Consider the following 23,582-nt stretch of genomic DNA (forward strand, 5'->3'; position numbering starts at 1 on the left):
CGGCGACTACCCAACATTCTCAGGTTGCTAGCGCGTTATGAGAACAACGGATCCAACGCTTACTTAGTCATCATCGTCGTCGTCATCGTCATCGACCTTTTTCCCTAGCCGCACGAAGGCACCCCGGCGGGGAGCGGGCATTGTACTTTTGGAGCCTCGTACCGTTTGCCACACGATTTCACTGAAAACAAGGTCGTCAATATCATCGGGACGCGAGAGGTTGAATTGAGAAGATCGTCTTGAATTTGAGTTGACCGCTACGTTTTTCTCGCTGATATCGACTTCGGCTGCCTGGGCTACATACGGGCTTGAATCCGCCGTTTTGGCAAAGCACCGCCACATGGGCGTAGCTGCGGCATCGTACTGGCTCATGGGTTTGAGGCCTAGAATTAACTCCATTGTGCGAAGTAATCCCGAGGTCGAATACATGGTGTGATCCACGTAACCCCGTTTCACGAAGCCTCCGGCAACAAAGGCAATGGACCGGTGAGCATCCACGTGGTCGGGGCCATTCTGAGCATCATCTTCCAAAATGAAGACGACCGATTCTTTCCAGATAGGGCTTTTGGCTATATGTTCGACAAATCGGCCAACGGCCAGATCATTGTCGGCCACGGCGGCTTCGGGGGTTGGCAATCCAACACGAGCGCCCGATGTATGGTCGTTTCCGAACCGCACAGTGTTTAGTTTGGGCAAGGTTCCGGCGGCCAGCAACTGATCGAAATCTTTCTCCCATACTTCCTCCCGCCTGGTGTCCTGATAGGCGAGGTCGAACCCTTTGAAATCGGGGCAATTATGACCTTCCAGCACCTTGATATTGGGTTTATTATCCACAAACCAGCCGTAACTGCGGAAAGAGATGCCTGCCCGCTGACAGTGATCCCAGATGAATCCATCACGTGGGTGCGCAATTTCTTTCTGGCCTTCATAATCATACGTACCACCCCGACCGCCGTAGCTGGTCACCCAGTTTTTTTCGACGTAATCGTTCGCATAAGCCGCCGACGACCAGTTGTGTCCGTCGGCACTGACTTCCGCATCGACGTAGAAGTTATCCAGCAGCACAAATTGCTTTGCCAGCGCGTGTTGATTAGGCGTTATTTTTTGCGGGAATAGGCAAAGTGCCGGATCGCCGTTGCCTTCGGACATGTCGCCCAGAACCTGGTCGTAGGTCCTGTTTTCCTTGATGATATAAAACACGTACTTGATGGGTGACTTATCGCCCACCCGCATCGGAATTGGGTTGCCCGCTTCGCCTTCAGCCCGTTGTTCCTTGCTTTTGGTATAGGGTGTATTGGCATAAACCAGCCGCGAATAGGCCGCTAGCACATTAACCGTTGGTACGTCGATAATGGAGAGTGTCCCTTTAAACAATCCAGCGATGTATTGTACGGGACCAGCGTTCGCCTGTGGGTTTGGCCCAACCTGCTGCGATGCGCGCGAGCGCACCGGATTTGGGCCTTTGGGGTTTGCCTTCGACGAAAAGCCTTTCCCGTTGGTGACCAGAATTTTAGAGCCGAGAACCTTGACCGACGTTGGATACCAGCCGGTTGGAATAAAACCGCTGGAGTGGCTATGGCCTTTGCGGGTTACGTCAAACACCGCCAGGCAGTTGTTGTCGGCGTTGGCGATGTAGAGCGTGTTCTCGTCATCGCTCAGAGCCAGCCCGTTTGGTGTGGTGCCGACTGGCGCGTTCGGGAAAAGCGAGGTGGTCAGCGTTTCGATTACCTGCCGTTTTGCTACATCGATCAGCGCAACCGTATTGTCATTTCCATTGGCCACAAACAGATACTTGCCGTCGTGGGTGAGCAGCAGGTCATTGGGGTTTTTGTTGGTAGCAATCTTAGCCGTTATAGCCAGGGTATTCGTGTTGATCACCAGCACGCCGGACCCGCCCCAGAGCGATACAAACAACTCATTCTTATCCGGCGATAGCAGGCAGGTATAAGCTGCTTTGCCAAGGTTGATCCGGTTGAGTGTCTTCTTGGTCTGCGTGTCTGCAACATACAGGGCACTGTCTTCTTTGGTGACAATATAGAGTCGGTTTTTGGCATCGTCGACGCACAGACCCGTTGGCGATAGCTTTACGGGCCAGGGTTTGGCCAGCAGAATCGGTTCATCGGGCATTAGTTGCCCGTTGTCAATGGTATAAACCAGGATTTTATTATCGTTCCCGCCTGACGCGTACAGCCGCTTTTCGTCGGCACTGAACGCCAGCCCCAGGTAGGCTTTGCTCACTTTAGCCGTATCCAGCACTTGCTGCGTTTGGGCATCCAGCAACGTAATACTCTGTGTACTCTGCCCATTGTTTGTAACAGCCAGGTATTTTTTGGAAGGAGAAACGACCAGGTTTAGCGGCAAATCGTCCAAGTTGACACTTTGCCCTGGTGGGGTCAAGGCCCAGCCATTGGGAAGCTGAACACGAGCCGCAGCCAGCTTCTGGTATACAGCGGCTTCGTCGGCTGAGCTGGTTTTGCTGCTCGTCCGATGACAACTGATAATCAGAAACGAAAGAAGAAGGAAGCTTACTACGGAGAGAAGCGTTGTACGTTGTGCCATACAATCGATACCTGTTAATTTTTGGGTAAAATAACCGCGTTTTTCGCAGATTCTACTGATTTGCTGAGCGATTGGTTGATTAAATGATTGTTAACTAACGCGCTTCACCATGCGGCATAAGCGCTAGCCAATCCATTTTTTGATTCGTGCCAAACCGACGGGTTGGGGCGTTATACTAATTTCATTCGTCAGGAATAAACCGATGTCTATCCGGTTTATTCTGCCCTTTGTCCAGTTTTGATTTCGGGTGTCCGAGGCTGTCTACACCTTTGTTCGACTTAAAGCAATGCCATGAAATCGAACGCTATACTTATTGCCACAACGTTACTTGCTGCCAGTTTGCTTACACCCGCCAAAGCCCAGTTTCCGGGTATGGGGGGCGCCACGCAATCAAAAGCGTTGCCCGGCACCGCCGGAGATCAAAGTCCGAAGGGAAATGCCAAATTAACGGGGTCCGTCATAGATTCAACGCAAGCCAAAGCCGTTGAATTTGCCAGTGTTGCTCTGATTAACAAAGCTACAGGAAAAACAGTCGATGGAACGGTGGCCGACGAAAAAGGTAAATTCGTGCTGTCGAAACTAGTTGCGGGCGAGTACCGAATGCTCGTCACCTTCGTTGGCTTCCGGAATAAAATGATCGATAATGTGGTGCTGACCAATGGGCAGGCGCTAGATCTGGGTGTTATCAAATTGAGCTCAAGTATTAAAACGCTGGAGGAGGTAACCGTAACCGGACAGGCGGCCCTGATCGAAGAAAAAGTAGATCGCCTGGTTTACAATGCCGATAAAGACATTACCGCCAAGGGCGGAGATGCTACCGACATTCTGCGCAAAGTGCCATTGCTGACGGTAGATCTCGATGGGAACGTTTCGCTGCGGGGGAGTTCCAACATTCGGGTGCTCATCAACAACAAGCCCAGTACGATTGTGGCCAGCAGCGTTGCCGATGCCTTGAAGCAGATTCCTGCCGATCAGATCAAAACGGTAGAGGTGATTACCAGCCCGTCGGCCAAGTACGATGCCGAAGGATCAGGAGGGATCATCAACATTATCACGAAAAAGAACAGCTTGCAGGGGCTGAACCTGAACGTAGATTCGGGGGTAGGTAACCGGGGTTCGATGCTGTCGTTGAACGGGAGCTACCGGAAAGGCAAGGCCGGTTTTACCATCGGTGGGTTTGGACGGGCCATGTACAACACGATCACGAAAACCAATCTCGATCAAACCAGCCAGGTAAACGGCGTAACTACACTGACCCGCCAGTCGGGCGATGGCACCAGCAATGGCTTGTTTGGGCAATATAACCTGGGTTTTGATTATGATCTGGCTAAAAACCAAACCCTGACAGCTGGTGTGCGGTATGGTGTTCGCAACATGCTTAGCCAGCAGGATCTGGTGACGCGGCTATTTACCAACGGCACACCTGGGGCCAGCTCAAACCGAGACGTGGATACCAAAAATCTCTCGGGAACAGTCGATGCCAATGTGGATTATCTGCACACGTTCAAACCTCAGCAGGAATGGAGTGTTTCGACGCTCTACAGCCGCAACGATCTGACAAACAACTTCGATGCCGATCTGCTGAATGGTTCGGGTGCGCTCACCGGGCGTCAGCAAAACCTGAACAAGAATGTGAACCAGGAATTTACGCTGCAAACTGATTACCAGACGCCTATCAGGAAAAATCAATTGATTGAGTTCGGCGCCAAAGGCATTATTCGGCAGGTTAACAGCGATTATCGCTATTTACTGGCTGGCCCAACGGGTGAATTTACCACCGAGAAAAATGGGACCCAGGGCGCGTTGCTCTACCACCAGAATATTGCCGCTGCCTACAGCTCGTATACCTACACGACCAAAAAACGGTATACCCTGAAAGGCGGACTGCGTTATGAGCACACCTTTATCGACGCCAGTACCGAACAGGATGGAACGCTTGGCATTGGAAACTATGGCGTGTTAGTCCCCAGCGTTAATGCCTCGAAAACGTTTAAGGGAACAACGCTGAAACTGGGTTACAACCGCCGGATTCAACGGCCCGGACTGCAGCAGCTGAACCCCAACTTCAACACAGCCAACCCTCAGAACATTACGATTGGTAACCCATCGCTGCGCCCTGAATTGACCAATAACTTTGAACTGGGCGTGAGTAAAACGATCAAAAAGACGTTTATCAACGCCACTTTCTTCGGTCGCTCAACCAACAACGCCATCACACAGGTCCGGCAGCCATCCGACACGCTGGTGGGAGCCATTGTGACGACTTATCAGAATATTGGCCGTCAGTACACGTATGGTACCAATACGTTTGCCAACGTAGCCGTGACCTCGAAAATTAACGTTGGTATATTCCTGAACGTATTTTACACCAGCTTAACCGGACAGACAACCAATGCAGATGGTGTTTCGGAGAGCCTGACGAATACGGGGTTCAACGTTGGCGGAGGTTCGTTTGCTTCGGCGCAGTTTAGCAACGGATGGGGCGCTCAGGCCTTCGGATTTATGCAGGGCTCACAGGTGCAGCTACAGGGAACCCAGGGCGGTTTCGGGTTCTACACAGTTGGTGTCAAGAAGGACTTTAAAAGTAAGAAAGGAAGCGTAGGCATAGCCGCCGAGAACTTTCTTTCCAACCGGTTCAATATCCATACGGTCCTGAATTCACCGCAGTTCAACCAGGTAAACGATGTGTACCTCTACAACCGGGGCGTTCGACTGACATTTACGTATAAGATTGGGAAGATGACGATGGATGCGCCCCGTAAAAAGGCCAAATCAGTCAACAACGATGACGTGAAAAGCGACGGTGGTGGACAGGCTCCGGCAGGCGGCAGTTCGTCGGGCGGTGGTACGCCCCGGCAGTAAGGCGTGGCCTGATCCGGCTACTTTATTCTGATTAAAGCACCGAGTTACTAGTTAAGTGATTACTTTTCCTAAAAATACACGAACGCACAGTTCTATTTACCGCATGAAAACTACCCGACTCCTGGCCGTTGCAATGGCCGCTCTCGTATCCGCAGGCGCTTATGCCCAAACGGCCGATGAAATTATTGACAAACACATTGCTGCCCTGGGCGGCATGGACAAACTGAAAGGCGTATCTACGCTGGTTACCGAACGGTCGCTTTCGGTGCAGGGTATGGAGATACCGAGCAAAACAACGATCGTGGTGGGCAAGGCTATGCGCTCTGAATCATCGGTGATGGGCAATTCCATGATTCAGGTTGTCAATGGAACAACCGGCTGGATGCTGCGGCCAACCATGATGCAGGGAACGGGTGAGCCCGAAGACATGCCTGCCGACCAGATCAAGCAGCAAATTGGTCAACTGGATCCTTTTGGACCACTGGTCAACTACAAAGAAAAAGGAAACAAGGTCGATCTGGTTGGGAAAGAGAAAGTGGATGGTAAGGATGCTTATCACCTGAAAGTAACGACGAAAGATGGTCAAACGGTCGATGAGTACGTTGATGCCAAAACGTATCTGGTCAACAAAGTTAAAATGGTCATGAACGGGCAGGAAGGTGAAATGGGCTTTTCGGATTACAAAGATGTTGACGGGATTAAGTTTGCCAACACCATGGAAATTGCCAACCCACAAATGGGCGCTTTGACAATGGTAACGACCAAAATCACGGTCAACCCTAAAGTGGATGAGGCTATCTTTAAAAAACCCGCGAAGTAAGGGGCCGACTAAATGTTCAGTTTATGAAAGAAAGCCACTCGACGTCGAGTGGCTTTCTGCATTTTAGAACCAGCTTAGCTATACTCATAAGCTAGCCATTTTCACCAGCTTCACCGTTCGTTGTTCACCCGTTTTATAGTGGATAGACAGCAGATAGTACCCTGCCGATGCATATTGACCAAATTGAATGAGTTGATCACGCCGGATTCCTTCCTGACGAAAATATTCGCGGCCCAACATGTCGGTGAGCCGAATGGAAGTAATATCCGCTTCGGCGACAAACGAAAAGTCATAACTGGTTGGGTTAGGGTAAACCGCATGTGTCGCCCTATTTACTGTAGGTTCTGTCGCCGTGACAATGGCTGTTGTATCAGCGATGGTCAGTTGCCGAACCAACAGGCTGGCACTGGCTCTGTCATCTTCACCATCGTCGGTGCCGGAGTCCGGTGTGCTGTCGGGGTCAGCATACGTGGAGGCTGTTACCTGAGCCGCCACATCATAGCTCCCGGCGGCTGTTGCTTTCATGCGAAACACGATGGTGGTGTCGGTGAGTAGTTTCTGAACGGTTCCCCGTAACAGACTATCGCCATGTGGTAAGTTTAGCTGGTTCACCATCGTCAGGGAAGCCGGCAGCCGACACGACCACTGCACCTGACTGGCCGTTTTTCCACGACTTATAGGTTCGTTATGGAGGGTAAGTGAGAACGATACCACATCCCCCACTTTAATCGATGTACGGTCGCTTTTCAGCGTGAGGCTAACATCGACCGATGGCAGGGAGTCGCGTAACAGAACCGCCGATGTAAACGGTTTTAATAAGATTTGACGGGCATAATACCGGTTTTTAACATCCCGAAACGGACGGCTGAGCGTAATCAGACTGTCTTTTAACGTTGGGTTATAAACGAGCCTGATCAACTCGTTGGGATCAACAGAATCAATGCTCGTTTCCTGGAGCGAAACATTATCCAGCCAAACCGACTGATTGTCTTCCTGTAGTTGAACCGTCAATAAAGCATTGGATTCATTGGCCAGCGCTGTCAAAGCTAGTTCGTAGCTCTTCTTAGTTGGTTCGACCAGCAACTCATACCGGCGGCTCAAGTCCTGATAAGGGCTGTTCTGCTGCCGAATAAACACAACGATTTTCTTTAAGGCTGGCGAGCGGGCTTCAAGCCGAAGCAGATACGTTTTTGATTTAGTAATGGCTTGAATATTCTTATAAGCCAGCACATAGGAGTCTGCATGACCAGAAGACGTAGAAAACCCCACTTGTAGACTACCTCCGTCGAGAAGGCCGTTACTAATCCAGCTAACCTGCCCGTTGTTATAAGGGCTCCAGGTTGTCCAGCCTTCGTTTGTTGAAGAAAATGAATTGGCCAGGAGGTTCGTGCTGCTCAGACTTTTCAACCGGTAATCTTTATACGTTATAGGGCTGCTTTTGGAGGTAAGGTCCTGACTAAATTGGGCTTGCCATTGTGCCAGGTTTAGGTCATTGACGACGGTTCGGTTATAAACGGCCCGTATGGTAAAGGCGTCATTAAATGGGCGGACATAATAATTCTGCGACATCCGGCCAAAACTGCTTAAGTCGTTTGCGCCCGATATGTAGCCGACCACTGGTTGAGTAGCGGTTTTGGCAACCAGGCTATTTTGATTCAGAATATTGTCACGTGGCAGGCAGGGCGCATCGTAATTATAGAGAATAAGCTGGCCAACCGTATTATTAAAGGATGTATTACGAATCAAATTCACATGGTTGACCGCATGCAGGTAAATGCCCAGCCCATGACAATCCGTTATGGTGTTGTCAGTCATGGTAACGGATTCAACGCAATCGTCCAGAAATACACCGTGTGCACCACTGTATTCCGTTGCTGACAGAGGACCAAATGTGCCGATCCCTTTCTGAATAATATTCGATTGAATCTGAATGTTGTGCAGCGGTAACTGGGCTCCGTTCCAAAGGTAGATGCCACCACCATCACTCTTCGCCATACAAAAATTACTGATCAGATTTTGCCGGATTATGCTGTTGCTAAACACCGACATGCCAATATAACCGACACTATCAATTACATTATTTTCAATCAGCGTATTCTGGGTAGCAAAGGATTGAAAAGCAGTAAACTGTCCATCACCACTTTTTCCACGATTAGGCGAAACACCAACGTCCCGAATGGTATTTTTTCGGAAGGTAACGTTCTGATAAGCAGCTATATAAACACCATTGTTGTTGATATGAGTAATCGCGTTATCCTCAACAAGAATGTTGCTGCCAGATCCGTTAAAAACCAGGCCATTCTCGCCGGCCCTGGTAAAATCATTGTCAGTTAAAACGAGATTGGATACACTGTTGGCGTATAAATTCTCATGGTTTGCTTCCGCGATAGTCAGGCCTTTGATCGTTATAAAAGCCGAGTTAGCTATATCAATGGTTCGGTCATAAGCGCTTGCTATGATCGTTTCATTGTTAGGATTGCCGCTATCTGCATAGAGTTGTAACGTCTGGTTAGCCGGATTATAATACCATTCGCCAGGTTGATCGAGGGTAGCTGGATGGTTCTGAATCAGGAAGCCCCAGTTGTCGGTCAGGCTATAGGTAGACGAGTTAGCAACGGTAAGTGTGTTGCCCGTTTGCTGCGTTATAGTAGCCCGGTCAATAATCCAGTAAGTCGGAAAAAGTACAACTTCTGCACCAGTCCAGTTCGTTGTTAAGGCTTGCTGACTGGTCAATTGAGTAGCGCCTGCATGACTTTGTACAGTCAGGTAGCCACGATTTGGCGCGTCTGAATTAGGGTAGCGCCCTAACGGGAGCGGCAGTCCATTTCGGTACACGCCTGTCAACCGATCTCCGCAGCCAGGACACGGTGCCTGCCACCGATTGTTACCTAAATTGACCCAATTTTTTACCGGAACGGCCCCTGAGAGCGTCGGCTTTGCCCCTTGTCCGTAGGCACCAATGAAGAGCGGTTTAGCTGACGTCCCCGATTTTCTAAGAATAAGAGTTCCACTAAATGTATCGCCCCGGCGGAATAGGAGGGAATCACCAACCTGTAAATTCAACTGGTTGACCCGGTTCAAACTTCGAAGAGGAGAAGTAACAGAACGACCCTCGTTTGCATCGTTGCCCGAGTTGGCTATGTAATAGGTCGATTGCGCTAAACTGGTCGATAACTGAGTAGTAATCGCAAGTATAGTTAAACAATGAGTTAGTATTTTCCGTAATGTTGAATACATTTTGTTCGTCATTCGAATAGGACAGATAAACGTATCCTATCCATGTAAAGTGGTGTGAACAGGTATTTATGAATTAACAAACACGTGAAATAGGTAATCTTACCACCTAATTTAGTTTACAATATTGGCCGATGTGATAACCTAATAGCCTTGTTTACTTAATTCTATAATGACGAATAAATGTAAGAAGATATTCTATTTATTATCCTTATATTACTAATTTGTCAACCGCTTAATAAATTAAAAATTTACTAATTTAACTTAGATATACATACAAACAAAAAGTAGGTGCTACTACCCAGCTTAAACGGGTAATAGCACCTACTTTTTTGTTCGTATATAAATTAAACTAGCGCCTTAAAATCAAAGTTGCAGGAGTTAAATCAGACGATTCGTATATTAAATTAATAAAGAAGAATACTTAAAAAATGCCTCAGTTTGAGTGAGAAGGCAGCCGGACCGCTTCCAGCCAGTAACGCCTGAATGTATAAAAACAATTCAGCCATTGGTGATACGTAACCGGCTTAACAATGTAAGATGCTATACTGAGCGCGTACGACTTTTCAATGTCTTTACTATCCTCAGAATTACTTAAAATAACGACGGGTAATTGGCGAAAAACAGAATGGCCTTTTATTGATTCCAGCAACGAAAAGCCATCTTCTCGGCGAGGTAAATATAGATCAGTTAATACCAAACGCGGTAACTGTTTTTCTGTTGACAAACAGTTTTCCAAATACTGTAAAACCTGTAAGTTATTGTTCATCCACAAAGGCTCTACTTCTGGAAAGCACTGAGCAAGAGCCGAGCGGATAATAAGCCATTGATCAGCGTTATCCTCAACGACTAAAATCGGAATTCTAGGTAATTTTCGACGTTTCGTAGTGGGTAACTTTGTCATATAGGCTAATATAATTGCTTGGAAAACTTACTCATACCAAATATACTGACAAAGTAAGCAGTCGCCTATGTAATAAAACCGATTTCCTATTTTATTCATGATATACTTATCGTACGCATTTATTTTTTTTAGCCAATACCTTCTTAGTAAACGCATAAATTTATTATATATATTCAGGGCGCTCAACTGTTTTTACATCTTCCAATATTGCCTGGTTATAAATCTCGTACTGTGTTAATGAGAGTAGGTTTAAGAACCTGCTCTTGAAAAAACCTTAAATGCCCTTTACTGAGCCGTAGCAGGCTATTTACGACACTACTAAAAATTTCGGCAATCATGTTTATCATTTGGCTGAATTGATAACTTATGTTAGCCTGTTCACAAAGTCTGGATCAGATGGTTAATAGTTGTGTTGTAATCAGAGAAATGTATCGGAGCGGGACCAACGATTTATAAGCCGGATACTGTATAGATAAAAATCCGGGTTGTGCAGGGTTAATGGTGTCCTGACAATGCGTGTTATAGTTTAAAAAAATAAGCCTGTACATATAAGTGGGTAAGAGTCCAGGATAATCGATGACTGGTTATGAGTTTATCATGAGGATGTGTTTTGATTGCAGGCTTTAGCTGTTGCTTCCGTTTTCTACGATGAAAAATTATTTAAATTCATCCCTGAACAACGACACTACCTGAAAAGAGCGCTGGCTATGGAAAATAAGCGTTTCCATCTGCAAGCCTGGAAGTTATTCCCCATTATCGAATTTATAAGTACCATAAAATTGTAGCTGTTCTTTTTAAAAATGGTACAAAACATATGTGTAGATAACTAACAGTTTAAGATTCTTGTGAAAAGCAAAAAACAATAGTTTACTTTACCCCAAGTTGGTAAATAATTATTTGTTACTGAAAAAAACGTTATGCGAACCTTGATCGACGCTATCGAGCATGAAAAATGGACTGTTAACGATTGGCGTGTACAATTTATATTATCAGAGAAGCAACTGCATTTAATTAAAAAGTTATCTCCTATTGAGGATTGGTATGAAAATCAGTCAGTTATAGATGACTGGATGGTCAAGCTAGACGTGTGTTTTTTTAACCTCGAAAAGTTTTATGACGCATTCGGCTATCTTCCCCAATATGGTGACCGACTTTCCGACGAAGATCTGGGCTTAATGATTCAGGAGCGCGCTATTGATGGATCCTCAAAGACTATCACGTTTGTCTTATCAAGTTAATTGACACAATTACATTATTTAATTGACTATAATCGTTAATTAATGAGGTAATGGTCTTGTGGCGTAAATAAATTTACGGCTGATAAGAAATAAAGTATCGGTAAGCCAGTAGGTAGCAACTGAGAAATTAATAGAATGTTCGTTTCACTTTTTGTAAATAGATACTAGCTACAAGACAAAACTAGTATCAGTTTTATTGAGCCGTTAAACCACCGGTATATCAAAATTGCACGCGCGCGTTCTTAATGTATCTTATGGTTGCATATACCTTCGTTAAAAGGTTTACATTAATTTTCAATTGACGTTTGGCGCTAATTGATAGCTATTTAGTAACTTGGGGACAAGCTATCAATGACATTTTATGCCCGTTTCACAACCTCTGGATACAATTAAAACTAATTTCAATCGAGCTAAACTACTTATCGTAGAAGATAACCTGGATCACTGGATGATTATGAAAAAGGCTATGGATCAATGCCTGGCCGAAGTCACTCCGGTACTAGCGACCACTGCTCAGCAAGCGATAACGATGCTCAATGAATGGCATTGCCAGGAGTGGGACGCGCCAAAACTGATTTTACTGGATCTGTACCTGCCTGAACGTACCGATGGCTGGGCATTGCTTCGGCAGATCAAAAATCAACCTTCACCTTGTAATCAAATTCCCGTTATTATTCTAAGTACGTCAAATGATTCTACCGATATAGCTGATTCTTACCAGTTGGGAAGTTCCTCTTACATCGTGAAACCAAACGAGTTCTCGGGTTGGCTGGCTTATTTTAAAGAACTTCGCACCTACTGGTGGGAAACCGTTACGCTCCCGCCCTTGCAATTTTCGGTTTAAGCCAAAATTTTTTAAGGGTGGTTTTCCTATAAAATAACTAGTTGTTACTCTGACAACAAATTTGTTGGCAGAGGTCACAAACTGGAAAGCCACCCTCTAGCCAAAAGAAACTTATCTCACCTCGTCGACGGCCGCTGTTTTTGCTGCCCCTGGTAAAGCCGCCGTTAAGAGCCAGAACTGACAAACCCGCTCAATCGTTTGGGAAAATGTGATGTACCCATCCTGCAGGGATATGACCGAATTAGCCTGCCGTCTATACCCGTCCGTGACTAAACTATCTGTGGGTGAAACCAGCAAAATGATGGGTAATCGACATAATTGAGGATGCTGTTTGAGCCTCTGCAGTGTATGCAAACGTTCTAGCGTGGTGGTGCGGGCGTCCAATATCAATAGGGCTGGGTATTCTTCCTCGGAAACTCCCGCCAACAAATCGGGCAAATGATTCGCCTGATTGGTTGTATGGAACCGATAGCCTGGCCACTTCTTATCAATCATCTGACCTACCAGCAAGGCGCTGGCCTCATCATCTGAAACCAGTAGAATAGATTTTTCTGGTATCGTTACCTCCGGGGTTGGCGCCTTGGGCGGAACAGTACTGCCGGGATAGTCTACAGCACCTTTACTAGAAATGGGCGAGATACGATACGCTAAAGCATCGACCACCTGATTCCAGCGCCGGCGACTAACGGGAAAAGAAAGCCCGTTGTTTAGTTGGATTTCACCGGCCATTTTTTGGCGGGGTGGTTGATGTAGACTTTTTACATACTCTGGGTTAATAAGGACAGTTTTGTGCGCCCGAATAAATCCGGGTAATTCACATTCCAGGTAACTAATCGGTTTCGCCAGCAATTTTTTTTCGCCATTCCGAAAGTGGAGCCAGCAGTAGTTGTTAGCCCCCGACAAGTGGGTTATAAGTTCTGGATACTGTAAGGCAGGTTTAATAACGCTCATAATAACAATACATTGAGATATACACTCGCTTTGCTTAAGGTATTTTTTAATATAAAGATGTATTCATATAGTTCTAGTAGATAATATGTTTGTACATGTCCATTAAAGTTTTGTGTTCGTCATTAGATCAGGAAGTTTGAGTGCGGAATGAACACGAAGTATACCTTAACCGTGTGTTCATTCCGCATTTTACATCTAGATACAACAACCTAGGATCACCAACGTATAATTTAGTGAGCTAGCGGTCATAATCCTTAGCCTGAGGATTAAAACTCGTCCATCCCGTTGTCCAGTTGTCCGTACCGAAAGCCCCGCGGTAGGTTACTGGTGTAAAGAACGAATCGGCCAGTTTGCCTCCCGTCACCGCACCTGTTAGCAGGGGAGAGCCCGTTTGCGGTAAAAAGTTGGGTGCACTCAAACTGAAGGTTTCGCCCGGCAGCAACAGCGATGCTAAATCCGACGTTTGAATGACCTGATTGGAACGCCCATTGGTGGTGAAGTAAGCCGTAGCCTGATCGGTTGTAATTGCTCCCACGCCGACTACGGGTGTCGACACGTTGGCCAGTACAATACCTTTCAGATCGAGCGTACCGCTGGTCAGGTTTGCCAGTGCACCCGTAGTCGAACCGGCCAGGTGCAGCCCTTCCGGATAGCCATAAATTAAGGAGTTATAAATGTTGATCGCCGTGTTGCGTTGCAAATAGATACCGGCCTGATAAAGCCCGGTGGTTGGTGTCGTGCTGAACGCAAAATTGCTTATGTTGGCAAATGTTGGTGCGGTTTGCGTGTACCCATTGATGGCAACGACCGGCGTAACATCAGCGGCCTCCGCAGCCTGATAGCCTTCCGCTTCAAATCCGTTAGACCCTGTTGAGGTGCCTACGGCCGGGTCGCGCAGCGATACACCAAACTGTGTGTTCCCGACGAAGCCCCAGTCAATGCTCCAGTCATCATCCGTATTGCGGTAGGCAACCAGGTTTTTTACTTTAGCCGTGCCGCCAAACCACGCGAAGGCGTCGCTGCCGCTATACGAAACCTGAACGTGGTCGATGACCGTACCCGTACCGACACCAATCAGCGTTAAGCCCGCCATTCGGGTTGCCGGAGTAGTCGGCTGAACAGCGCCAGCGTATTCGATGCGAACATATTGCAATGTGCCGGAGTTATCGAAGGGCTCGCCATAGGCTTCCACATTACCGCGAATACCGTTAGGATAAGCCGCGGCCCTTGCCTGATTTACCGGCGATTTACCTTCCAAAGCCAATCCACCCCAATCGCCAGGTGCCCGTTGGCCAGCCGCTTTTGCCGAGGTAAATACAATGGGTGCAGCAGCCGTACCCTGTGCGATGATCTTCCCTAGACGTTCAACGATTAGTGCACCCGCATAATTCGTACCCGCTGGGTCCAGCTCGGGTCCTGATCCCTTGATAACGGTCCCCGCTTCAATCGTTAATGTGAAGTTTGCCGGGACGTAGACCATCCCGCGAAGCTGGTAGACCGTATCTTTTTTCCAGGTTACATTCGCGAAAAGGGTGCCCTGCACTTCCTTTACAGGTTTGGCTGCCGGAATACTCACCGTAAACGTTGCCTGACTCTGGGCCGTTTGGCCACCGGCCGTTACCGAAACCGGACCGTTCGCAGCACCCGTTGGCACAACCACCACCAGTTGGGTTGGGGAGGCCGATACAACGGTGGCCGTTACGCCCCCAATGGTAACCGTGTTGCTGGCTGGGTCGGTACTGAAATTCGTACCCGTAATGGCAATAGTACTACCTACCGGAGCCGTCGCCGGACTAATCGTGGTGATTGTAGTGGTAGCAGGCTGCGGCAGTGGATCATCGGTGGGCTCTTTCTTACAGGAAATGATCACCACCATCAGGGCAACCAGCAGGAGTAACCCGGTCGAAAATTGTTTTACCTGTTTCATAGCACGTTGTTTTGGGTTAAAACTAATTATTGAGAAAAGAACATCGGTCAGGAGCGGAACCTGCATTCAAGAATCCGATGTCCGGCAATATCAATCGGTAATTCGCGGATGATCTGGACTTTGCCGTTTTCAATAAAATGTTCAATTTGATAATTACTGCTTTCGTCAATTACATAAAAATGTGGTACTGTAACCGGGTTGAATTCCTGTCCGGTCATGATATTCGTTACATGGTACTTTTCCCGGACAGATTTCAATACCTTATGCTCTACCGTTGCCTGTAATATATTGCTTTTGTTCATCGCGGTTTCCCAATCCAGCAGATACCGGATTTTGGTCGTTTTGTCGTGAAACCAGATGGGTAGAAAGTAGTCGGCGGTTTCGACAAAAACAGGATAACGTTTATCTAATTGAGGTAAGTAAGCCAGTACGCCACTGGGGAAGGCCGTGAGTTTTCGGTTCTGATAAAAAATGAAACCAGCCAGCAACAGCATATACAAGGGTAAAAGTCTGGTAATGAGCACCAGTCTGTTCGGACGGATGCTCCAGCGGCTGCGGAAAAAATAGAATGCGTACACCAATTGATAAATGACCAGCAAATGGCCCGGCCACAAATACCGGCTGATGAACACCGATCTGTAAAAGAGCGATACGCCCACTGAAATAGCCATTGGGAGCAGATACATAAACCCAGACAGCAGGTAAAAAGTAAAGGCCTGGTCACGGAGAAGCTCCCGGAATTTATGGCTGGTCAAACGGGGCAGCGCAATGTATACCCACAATCCAATGAGCACCAAAAAGCGGAGAATTGGTAAAATCTGAAATACCGATTTTCGCTCCAGCGTCGATGATATACTGGGTGCCAGTTCGCCTACAATTGTAAAAAAAGACCAGAATGTGGGAAGCGGAATCCAGGAATGCGGTTTGCCTGCCTGGGTCTGAATAACAAAGTTCGGGTACCAGACTAAAAGCCAGGTGACTAAAATCAGTGCGTGAACAGCCAGCACGAGGAGGTAACGCCGATCTCTGGACAGGAGAAACAGCCCCGCAAAAAAAGCACCCGAAGCCGCTGCGTAAAACAAGCCAAAACTGTGGCTGAACACCATAAGCAAGGCCAGCAAACCAAAGGCTACCAGCAAGCTTACCCGATTGGGCGACGCCATAAGCCGGTGCATGATTACAAAATATCCCAGACTGACGAGCAGGAAGAGCGCATAGCCACGTATTTGTGTCGACAGGCTCAGGTTCAGGTACGTAAAGGCAACAATCGTCGCGATAAGCACAAAGTTCAGGACAGAATTGCCTATCAGCTTTGTTGTGTATTGGTACAGTAACACTATTGTGATCGCGAACGTTACGACCGTTACCGCCCGGAGGAACTGCGGATTCTCACTGACCAAATGACCGATAACCCAGTACACGTTTGGGAAAATGGGTGGGTTTTGGTCCATACTGCTAACCAGTGCATCGTTCATGTGCACGATCGACGGGTCTGAAATCAATAAGTAGCTCAACACTTCATCCATCCACAGCCATTTTTCCTTAAAAAATAGCGATGTGATAAGGCTAACAGAAATCACTAACAGCATGCCGATGCTTAATAACCGGGTTTTATCTTTTTGCTGGTTCATATGCATCGCAGGTAAATGTTGAACGACTTACTTTATTCCTGAGCCTTAGCTTTTGTAAGCTGGATCGAGACTTAACTGGTTGTGGGTCGGCTGGGTGCGTTCCGCTGGTTGTGGGCTCGTCTGGTAAGCCGGGTAGAGTGCCAGAAACTGATCGGCAATCTGCTCGACGGGGAATCGTGTTTGTACCACCCGAATGGCATTTGCCGAACATTGCTCATAAAGGGCGGTATCGGACAGGAGCGTATCGACGGCGCCAACCATCTCCTCAATCTTTGTCACATCGACCAGTAGTCCGCCATCTTCCACCACCCAGGCAACAGCCCCGCTGTTTTTGCCCGCCACCACCGGCACACCATAGCTCATGGCTTCGGCAAGTACCATCCCAAACGATTCTTCCAGGGATGCATGCAGCAGCAGCGAGCTTTGCGATATTTTTTCCAATACCTCAACATAGGGCGTCATACCATGAAGCACCACATTTGGAATCTGATGTTCCCGGCAAAAGGCTTCCGCTTCGGCACCGGGTTCGAAGGCCGTTCCAAAGGCCCAAAGCACGGCATTTCGATGCACCTGCTGAATGCCTTTGAACGCCAGCAGAGCATTTTTACTGTTTTTTCGATCGTCCCAGCCGTTTACAACCATGCTGATGATCGGCGTTTCTGGCTTAGATGGCTTACCCGGTTTGGCAGGCATCGGCACGGGATTGGGCACGACGGTAACCGGGGCAGAGGTCCACTTTTGTACTGTTGCCGCCATGTAGGGCGACACGGCGGTAAATCGCTGGCCTTTTCGGAAGACATACCGGGCCAACAGCAGGTGAAAAAAACGGTTGAGGGTACGGACGTAATTGAAAATGATACGGGCGTTGTCATGAACCGTGATCACCGCATCGGGTGTATACGACAGGGCCGCCAGGGCATATTCGTAGGTCCAGTGAGCATGAACAACATCCGGTTTGTAGCGCCGGAGAACGGCCAGTAACTGAGCCCGTTCAAAGCTGAAAAAATCGGCTGTCCGGCCGGGCCGTTTGCCATTGGGGCGAAACGTATGCTTCCGTCTGGGTACAATGACATACGTCAATTGCTGATCTTCATACACAAAGGGTGGTTCGTCGTCAGGCAATTTATCATCCTGCGTGATGGCCAGTACTTTGTGGCCGCGTACCAGATATTCTTTGATCAGATTGCTAATCAGTGGGGCGCCAGCCTGCCCTTTTGGATACGAGCCCAATTGTTGCCGGGCGTTTTCTGACAACAGGTCGTCGGTTGCAATGGAGCCTAAAATGCTGATATACATAGGACTGATTTCGTTTAGTTGGGTTGATAGATACATACTCGATAGCCTGCCTGGCTGGAGCCATCAGAATCTGGTACAGTCAATCAATAAAATTGCTCATGGCAAACGCCAGACCGACGCTTTGCTCCAAGAGCGGATTATAGTATTTCTGGACGATGTGATTAATCTTCAACTCCCACTTTTGCTGTTGCGCAAACCGGAAGGCATTCAGACCCATCTCCATTCGTTTCGTTTCATTGTGGTACATCCACGTAATGGCTTTTGCCAGGTTAAGGGCAACGGTATCCGGGTCCGTCACGGGCACCCGAATACCTGTGTGATCGTTCACTAACTCAGCTTGTCCGTGTAAGTCGAGGGTAACCACCGGAAGCGAATAGCCCATGGCTTCCATCAGTTGTGCAGGCCCTGTATCGCGCAGGCTGGTGAACAGGAAAACATCCGCTTTCCGGTAGTATTCTTTCACCTGGTCATAGCTTACTTTGCCGACCCAGTTTACCCGATCCTCCAGCTTGTATTTAGCGATGTATTCGGGTACGTATCGACCCATTTCGCCATCGCCAACAATCGTCAATCGGACAGGCAATTTTGGATCTACCTGGCTGAAACCGTGTAATGAAAGCTCCAGTGCTTTGCGCGGCATCAGGCGACCAACCCAGACCAGTTCCAGCGAATTATGGCTGGGCCGATGAATGGGCTCCGAGGGAATAAAGTGTTTGCCAACGCCCCCGAATTCCTTTTCAACCTGTTTCGTGCGGCCCAATGAATGAATCATCCGTCGGGTATCCTCATTCCAGGCCAGTACATAATCGGCGTGCCGGACCGATTGGTAGCAGCCGGGGTTAAAGCGAAGCATTAGAGCACTAACCCGCGATCTCATCCGTTCTTTCACCCAGTTATCTTTAAAGTAATGGCGCATTGTTCTGGGAGCTTCCTGGCCACCACCGACGGGTCCATAGATGAACGGAATGTTGAGCTTGTACATGAAACTTCCCAGTTGAAGGCTCGTATAACTAACGTGATGCACCAAATCGAACGGACTTTCTTTGTGCAGTTTCCGGGCAAGCCGCATGGCTGCCCACTGCCATAAAATATAATGGAAGTACATACCCAGGAGGCCAAAGGAATAGGGCTTGTCGATCCAACTGGGCAAGGTAACGTACGCAAACGTTAGGTTTGGATATTGGTTTTGGGCTAGTTTTTGTTCAATCTGGCGTTTGCCAACGTCTCTCGTCAGGCACGTAACCTGATAGCCCTGCTGGCTAATTAAGGATGAATAAAACCACCCATTCCCTTCTTCGGATCCAAGATCCGGAATACAGGCATAAGCGGAAACCAATATTTTTTTCATAACGGGAGTAGGAAGAGGAATACGAGTCAATTTTACCAGAGATGCAGGCCGATAGTTGGTTGAACGATAGGGCCGGTTTGCGTCATTCAGATAAGGGTTTATGTTTCAAATGATTGGCCAGCAACAGCGCGTGAGCAACAATGGTCAAGGTTGGATTGGCGTGTCCGCCGGTCGGAAATACAGAAGAACCCGCTACATATAAATTGTCTAAGCCATACACTTTGGCATCTTTATCCACAACCCCAGTTTTTGGATCATCCGACATGCGGGTGGTTCCGATATGGTGCGATGCGGAGTTGAATGCCTTGAGCCGTTCCTGCATATAGGTACGGAGACCCGTTTCGCTATACCGTATTTCGCCCAGATCCTTGCTGGTAAATGCATCTACAAAGAGGGTATGCGCTTTTACGATCGAGTCAATATCGGCATCCAGAAAAGCGAGTTTAACCTCCGCTCTAGGAACGCCGAATGAATCCGTCTGCGATTCAGACAAACAAACCCGGCTCTCTCGGTTGGGGGCCTGCTCTGTCTGGAAATACAACCCCCAATAATCATTTCGCTTCGATGGAAGCAGGAAGGGCAACCGCCGTTTAGCCATTCGTTTCAGGCTAAGCTGGATGAGGTCAGGCACTTCGAGCAACCCGTTTTTGGCAATATTGACCGAATGCTCGCGGAGGGCAGGCATCAGTTGCCGGGCCTTACTGATCGACCGGTTTACGGATTTCTGACTCAGTATCGAAAGCATTGACTTGGCAACGAACCGGGAAGAGAATAGAACGTCGCGGTGTCCGTTTGTGGTGTTGGGGTGGTAAAGGAAAAAGATGCTGTTCAGTAGTTTGTTGGCTTCCTGAACGGGTTCGGGAAACCACCAGCGTCGGCGGCAGTAAACGCCCCCGGCATCCCGTTCAAATTCGGCCATGAGCTTTTGTTTATCGCGAAGTTTGACTTCAGCGAAAATACCGCTCAGATGGACCATGTAATAGCGGCCTACATTATCGTTTTGATTGCCAAGGCCAGTTGGAAAGCGGTCGTTTTTTGAACTCAATAACAGGCGGGCATTTTCGATTCCACCGGTGGCCAGCACAAACCGACGAGCCTGAACGGATAGCCGGGTGCCGCTCATGGATATGTCTACATGGCTTACCTGACTCGGATTGTCCTGCGTTTGCAGCGAAATCACGTGGGCATCCATCAATACCTGGATATTTTTACTGTTCTCCAGCGTTCCCTGATAGACTTTGCCAAAATGTACCGGGGGGCTCCAGCGCTCCAGCGGATAGGAAATTAATTCCTCTGAATCTAACCCTTCCAGGATTTCCCGCTTACTATCCGGAAACGCTTTCTGGGCATCGAATTCAAAACGGCCAATCTGGCACAGATCGGCTGCTTCGTAATAATAGGGCAGCAGGTCATCATACGTAATAGGCCATTTCCCATCGGGTACCCAGGAGCGGGTTTTGAAATCAATGGGTTCGAAGGGAATGCAACGCCCGCCCCAGGCCGACGAAGTACCCCCAAACTGGCGCCGACGGTTCTCTTCCAACGGCTCGTGTGAACCCGCCGGAAAAACACCGCCCCGGTATAGATCCTGATTGGCGATGGTTTCGGTCCAGCTTCCGCCCGTCAGCAAGATAACGGAAAGTGGCGAGCCATTCAGGCTCAGGGCCATGGATATAGCGGCCGGTCCTGAACCGATGATGCAAATATCAGCGTCGAGTTTTTGCCCTGGCTGAAACGTGTTTTTCGTAACGATCATGACAGGAGTTGGTTTAATCTCGACAATGAGGGTGCTAACGCAGCGACATAGCGCAGGGAAGCAATATTGTGCGCTAAGTGTGTCAGATTGCTGGTGCCAAACAGCACCGTATTTACTTTCTTGTCAGCCAATAGGGAGGCCAGCAAGAATTGAGGTAATGACATAGTAGCCAGACCATCCAGTTGATGAATCGCCGTTTCGTGCTGTTTGAATTTTTCCTGAAGCGATTTATAGGGGCGCAATGCCTGGTTGCCTATCACCGGAATGTTATGTTTCTGGCAAAGATCAGGAATGGAATACGTGCCGTCAGCCTGCCAGGCTGTGGCCGTTTGCACGAGCTGAACCTGCCCACTGCGAATTCCTTCTTCCACCACCCGATAGTCGTTGGAGGAAACCCCCGTATACCGGGCCAGTCCCTGCTGCCTTATCTTGGCCAGGCCATCCCAGGAGTCGGCATCGGCGATGTCATCCCAGGTCGGTTCGTGCAGCAGCAAGGCATCGGCGGCCTCGACTCGCAGGCGGTTATTGCTTTTCTGAACACTCTCGATCAGGTAAGACGCTGTGTAGTTGCTCTTGGCACCAGCCCGTTGTTTTAGCTTCTTGCCGATCTGGTTGAGGGGCGAGAGCCAGCCGGGTGTGTGCACGCAGGGAAGCCCCGCTTTGGTGACAACAAAAAAAGGAAGACCCGTAGCGCTCAGGGTTTTGGCAATCAGCCGTTCCGAATCGCCCGAGCCATAAAAATCGGCCGTATCAATCAAATTAACGCCTTGTTCAGACGCTAAGCGCAGGAAACCGGCAAAAAAGTCTGAAGAAAGCCGACTTCCCAGCGATGCCGCCCGACTTGTTCCAATCCCTAAGGATGACAGTTGATCTAGGGTAATCATGTTGAGAAGTTAGTTTTACACGTTGTCGTTGAGTCAGTAATGCGTAGCGTCATTCGTTACCCTCGCCTGAAAGCAGGTGAATAGGCAACCGGCTTCGCTAACACCGCCGGATATAATTCGTCAATGAAGGTTCGGATTTTTGTTTCCCAAAGCTGCGACTGGGCAAAGGAATAGCCTGCCTGTCCCATCGCCATCCGTTCAGAAGGGTGCGTGTACATCCACTCGATGGCTCGTGCCAGATCTGACACAACCTGTTCTTCGTTGGTTACCGGTACACGCAATCCGGTGTTGTCGTTGACCAGTTCGGCCTGCCCGTGCAAGTCCAGCGTGACCACCGGCAGCGAGTAGGCCATGGCTTCCAGTAACTGGTGTGGGCAGGAGTCGCGCAGGCTCGTAAAGAAGAATACATCCGACTGCTCGTAGTAATTCTTGACTTCCTGAAAGGATACGTGGCCAACCCAGTTCACCCGCTTGCTGACGCCATACTGCTCGATGTAGTGCGGAACATACTCGGCCATTTCGCCTTTGCCGCCCACAATGGTCAGCGTAACCGGAATGGCTGGGTCCACTTTTCCCAAGGCCTGAATGGTTAGTTCAAGGGCTTTGCGAGGAAGTAATCGGCCTGTCCACAGCAATTTTAGTGTACTGTCGGGGTAGTGTTCAATGGCCTTTTTGGGCAAAAACGTCGAATTCAGACCCGCATCCCAAATCCGGTCGATGGGTAGGTTCGGGCGTAGTTTACGGGCCAGCGCGTAGGTGTCCAGATTCGTGACTACCAGGCGGTCGGCTGTTTGTACGGATTTGAAAAAGCCGGGGTTGGTATATTGAAGTATCGTGCCAACCCAGTCGCGCATCCACTCCCGCGTCCAGTAAGCCCCAAAATACCGTTTCATATTTTTGGGTGCCCGCTGCCCGCCACCTACCGGCCCGAAAATGAACGGTTTGCGAAGTTTGTACAGGAAGCTACCTAGCTGAATACTGCCGTAGGTAACGTGGTGCACGATGTCAAAATTGTGCTGCTGATCCAGTTGCCGGGCTAGTTTCATGGCGCTCCACTGCCAGTAGATGTAATGGAAATACATGCCAATCAGGTTAGAGTCGCAGAACTTATCGACCCAGGCAGGCAGCCGCACATAATGCACCATCAGGTTCGGAAACTGGCCGCTGTCCAGGATCGAATCGATAGCCACTTCACCGTCCTTTTTTGTCAGGCAATGTACTTCCAGCTCATTCAGGCTTAGTGTGGTTGCATACGTCCAGCCCGTCCCCTCTTCGGAGCCGTGGTTGGGGAGGCAGGCGTAGGCAGATAGAAGCACTTTTTTCATGGC

At 48.6% G+C, this 23,582-nt stretch carries 15 protein-coding genes; 4 read left to right on the plus strand and 11 right to left on the minus strand.

Going from position 1 to position 23,582, the window contains the following annotated elements; genetic code table 11:
• Positions 1-63 precede the first annotated feature (63 nt).
• A complete protein-coding gene (locus SD10_RS05000) occupies positions 64-2,559 on the minus strand; it encodes an SMP-30/gluconolactonase/LRE family protein (RefSeq protein ID WP_046375961.1) in 2,496 nt (831 codons plus the stop codon).
• A gap of 291 nt (positions 2,560-2,850) precedes the next feature.
• On the opposite strand from SD10_RS05000, the gene SD10_RS05005 reads away from it, so the two are divergent.
• Positions 2,851-5,421: a TonB-dependent receptor domain-containing protein gene (locus tag SD10_RS05005; protein ID WP_052731074.1), complete on the plus strand. Its 2,571-nt coding sequence runs from the start codon at positions 2,851-2,853 to the stop codon at positions 5,419-5,421.
• Positions 5,422-5,524: 103 nt separating this feature from the next.
• On the plus strand, positions 5,525-6,241 hold the full coding sequence (locus SD10_RS05010; RefSeq protein WP_046375962.1) for an outer membrane lipoprotein-sorting protein: 717 nt from the start codon (positions 5,525-5,527) through the stop codon (positions 6,239-6,241).
• Between the two features lie 84 nt (positions 6,242-6,325).
• Here the strand turns inward: SD10_RS05010 and SD10_RS05015 are convergent, their stop codons facing one another.
• Both SD10_RS05015 and SD10_RS29035 read right to left on the minus strand, forming a co-directional pair.
• The gene (locus SD10_RS05015; RefSeq protein ID WP_227699147.1) at positions 6,326-9,478 is read right to left on the minus strand and encodes a right-handed parallel beta-helix repeat-containing protein; all 3,153 of its coding nucleotides are present in this window, start codon (positions 9,476-9,478) and stop codon (positions 6,326-6,328) included.
• Between the two features lie 433 nt (positions 9,479-9,911).
• Complete coding sequence (locus tag SD10_RS29035; RefSeq protein ID WP_082111522.1) at positions 9,912-10,379, minus strand: response regulator; 468 nt, start codon at positions 10,377-10,379, stop codon at positions 9,912-9,914.
• 917 nt (positions 10,380-11,296) lie between these two features.
• Here SD10_RS29035 and SD10_RS05020 point away from each other — a divergent pair.
• Together SD10_RS05020 and SD10_RS05025 are read left to right on the plus strand one after the other, a co-directional pair.
• Positions 11,297-11,617: a hypothetical protein gene (locus SD10_RS05020; RefSeq protein ID WP_046375963.1), complete on the plus strand. Its 321-nt coding sequence runs from the start codon at positions 11,297-11,299 to the stop codon at positions 11,615-11,617.
• A gap of 361 nt (positions 11,618-11,978) precedes the next feature.
• The gene (locus SD10_RS05025; RefSeq protein ID WP_046375964.1) at positions 11,979-12,461 is read left to right on the plus strand and encodes a response regulator; all 483 of its coding nucleotides are present in this window, start codon (positions 11,979-11,981) and stop codon (positions 12,459-12,461) included.
• A gap of 111 nt (positions 12,462-12,572) precedes the next feature.
• On the opposite strand, the gene SD10_RS05030 is transcribed toward SD10_RS05025, so the two are convergent.
• The 8 genes from SD10_RS05030 to SD10_RS05065 all read right to left on the minus strand — a co-directional run bounded on the left by SD10_RS05030 (position 12,573) and on the right by SD10_RS05065 (position 23,579).
• Complete coding sequence (locus SD10_RS05030; RefSeq protein ID WP_046375965.1) at positions 12,573-13,412, minus strand: LytTR family transcriptional regulator DNA-binding domain-containing protein; 840 nt, start codon at positions 13,410-13,412, stop codon at positions 12,573-12,575.
• Between the two features lie 238 nt (positions 13,413-13,650).
• Positions 13,651-15,339: an IPT/TIG domain-containing protein gene (locus SD10_RS05035; protein WP_046375966.1), complete on the minus strand. Its 1,689-nt coding sequence runs from the start codon at positions 15,337-15,339 to the stop codon at positions 13,651-13,653.
• A 47-nt stretch (positions 15,340-15,386) separates the two neighbouring features.
• Positions 15,387-16,970: a hypothetical protein gene (locus tag SD10_RS05040; RefSeq protein ID WP_046375967.1), complete on the minus strand. Its 1,584-nt coding sequence runs from the start codon at positions 16,968-16,970 to the stop codon at positions 15,387-15,389.
• Positions 16,971-17,015: 45 nt separating this feature from the next.
• The gene (locus tag SD10_RS28600) at positions 17,016-18,266 is read right to left on the minus strand and encodes a glycosyltransferase family 4 protein (protein WP_052731076.1); all 1,251 of its coding nucleotides are present in this window, start codon (positions 18,264-18,266) and stop codon (positions 17,016-17,018) included.
• Between the two features lie 79 nt (positions 18,267-18,345).
• Complete coding sequence (locus SD10_RS05050) at positions 18,346-19,614, minus strand: glycosyltransferase family 4 protein (RefSeq protein ID WP_046375968.1); 1,269 nt, start codon at positions 19,612-19,614, stop codon at positions 18,346-18,348.
• A gap of 82 nt (positions 19,615-19,696) precedes the next feature.
• Entirely contained in the window at positions 19,697-21,370 is a 1,674-nt protein-coding gene (locus tag SD10_RS05055) for a GMC oxidoreductase (RefSeq protein WP_046375969.1), read from the minus strand.
• Positions 21,367-22,254: an aldo/keto reductase gene (locus tag SD10_RS05060; protein ID WP_046375970.1), complete on the minus strand. Its 888-nt coding sequence runs from the start codon at positions 22,252-22,254 to the stop codon at positions 21,367-21,369. The genes SD10_RS05055 and SD10_RS05060 overlap by 4 nt, the downstream gene beginning before the upstream one ends.
• A gap of 56 nt (positions 22,255-22,310) precedes the next feature.
• Positions 22,311-23,579, minus strand: coding sequence for a glycosyltransferase family 4 protein (locus tag SD10_RS05065; RefSeq protein WP_046375971.1), 1,269 nt, complete (start codon positions 23,577-23,579; stop codon positions 22,311-22,313).
• Positions 23,580-23,582 lie beyond the last annotated feature (3 nt).

The sequence above is a fragment of the Spirosoma radiotolerans genome (assembly GCF_000974425.1).
Taxonomy (GTDB): domain Bacteria; phylum Bacteroidota; class Bacteroidia; order Cytophagales; family Spirosomataceae; genus Spirosoma; species Spirosoma radiotolerans.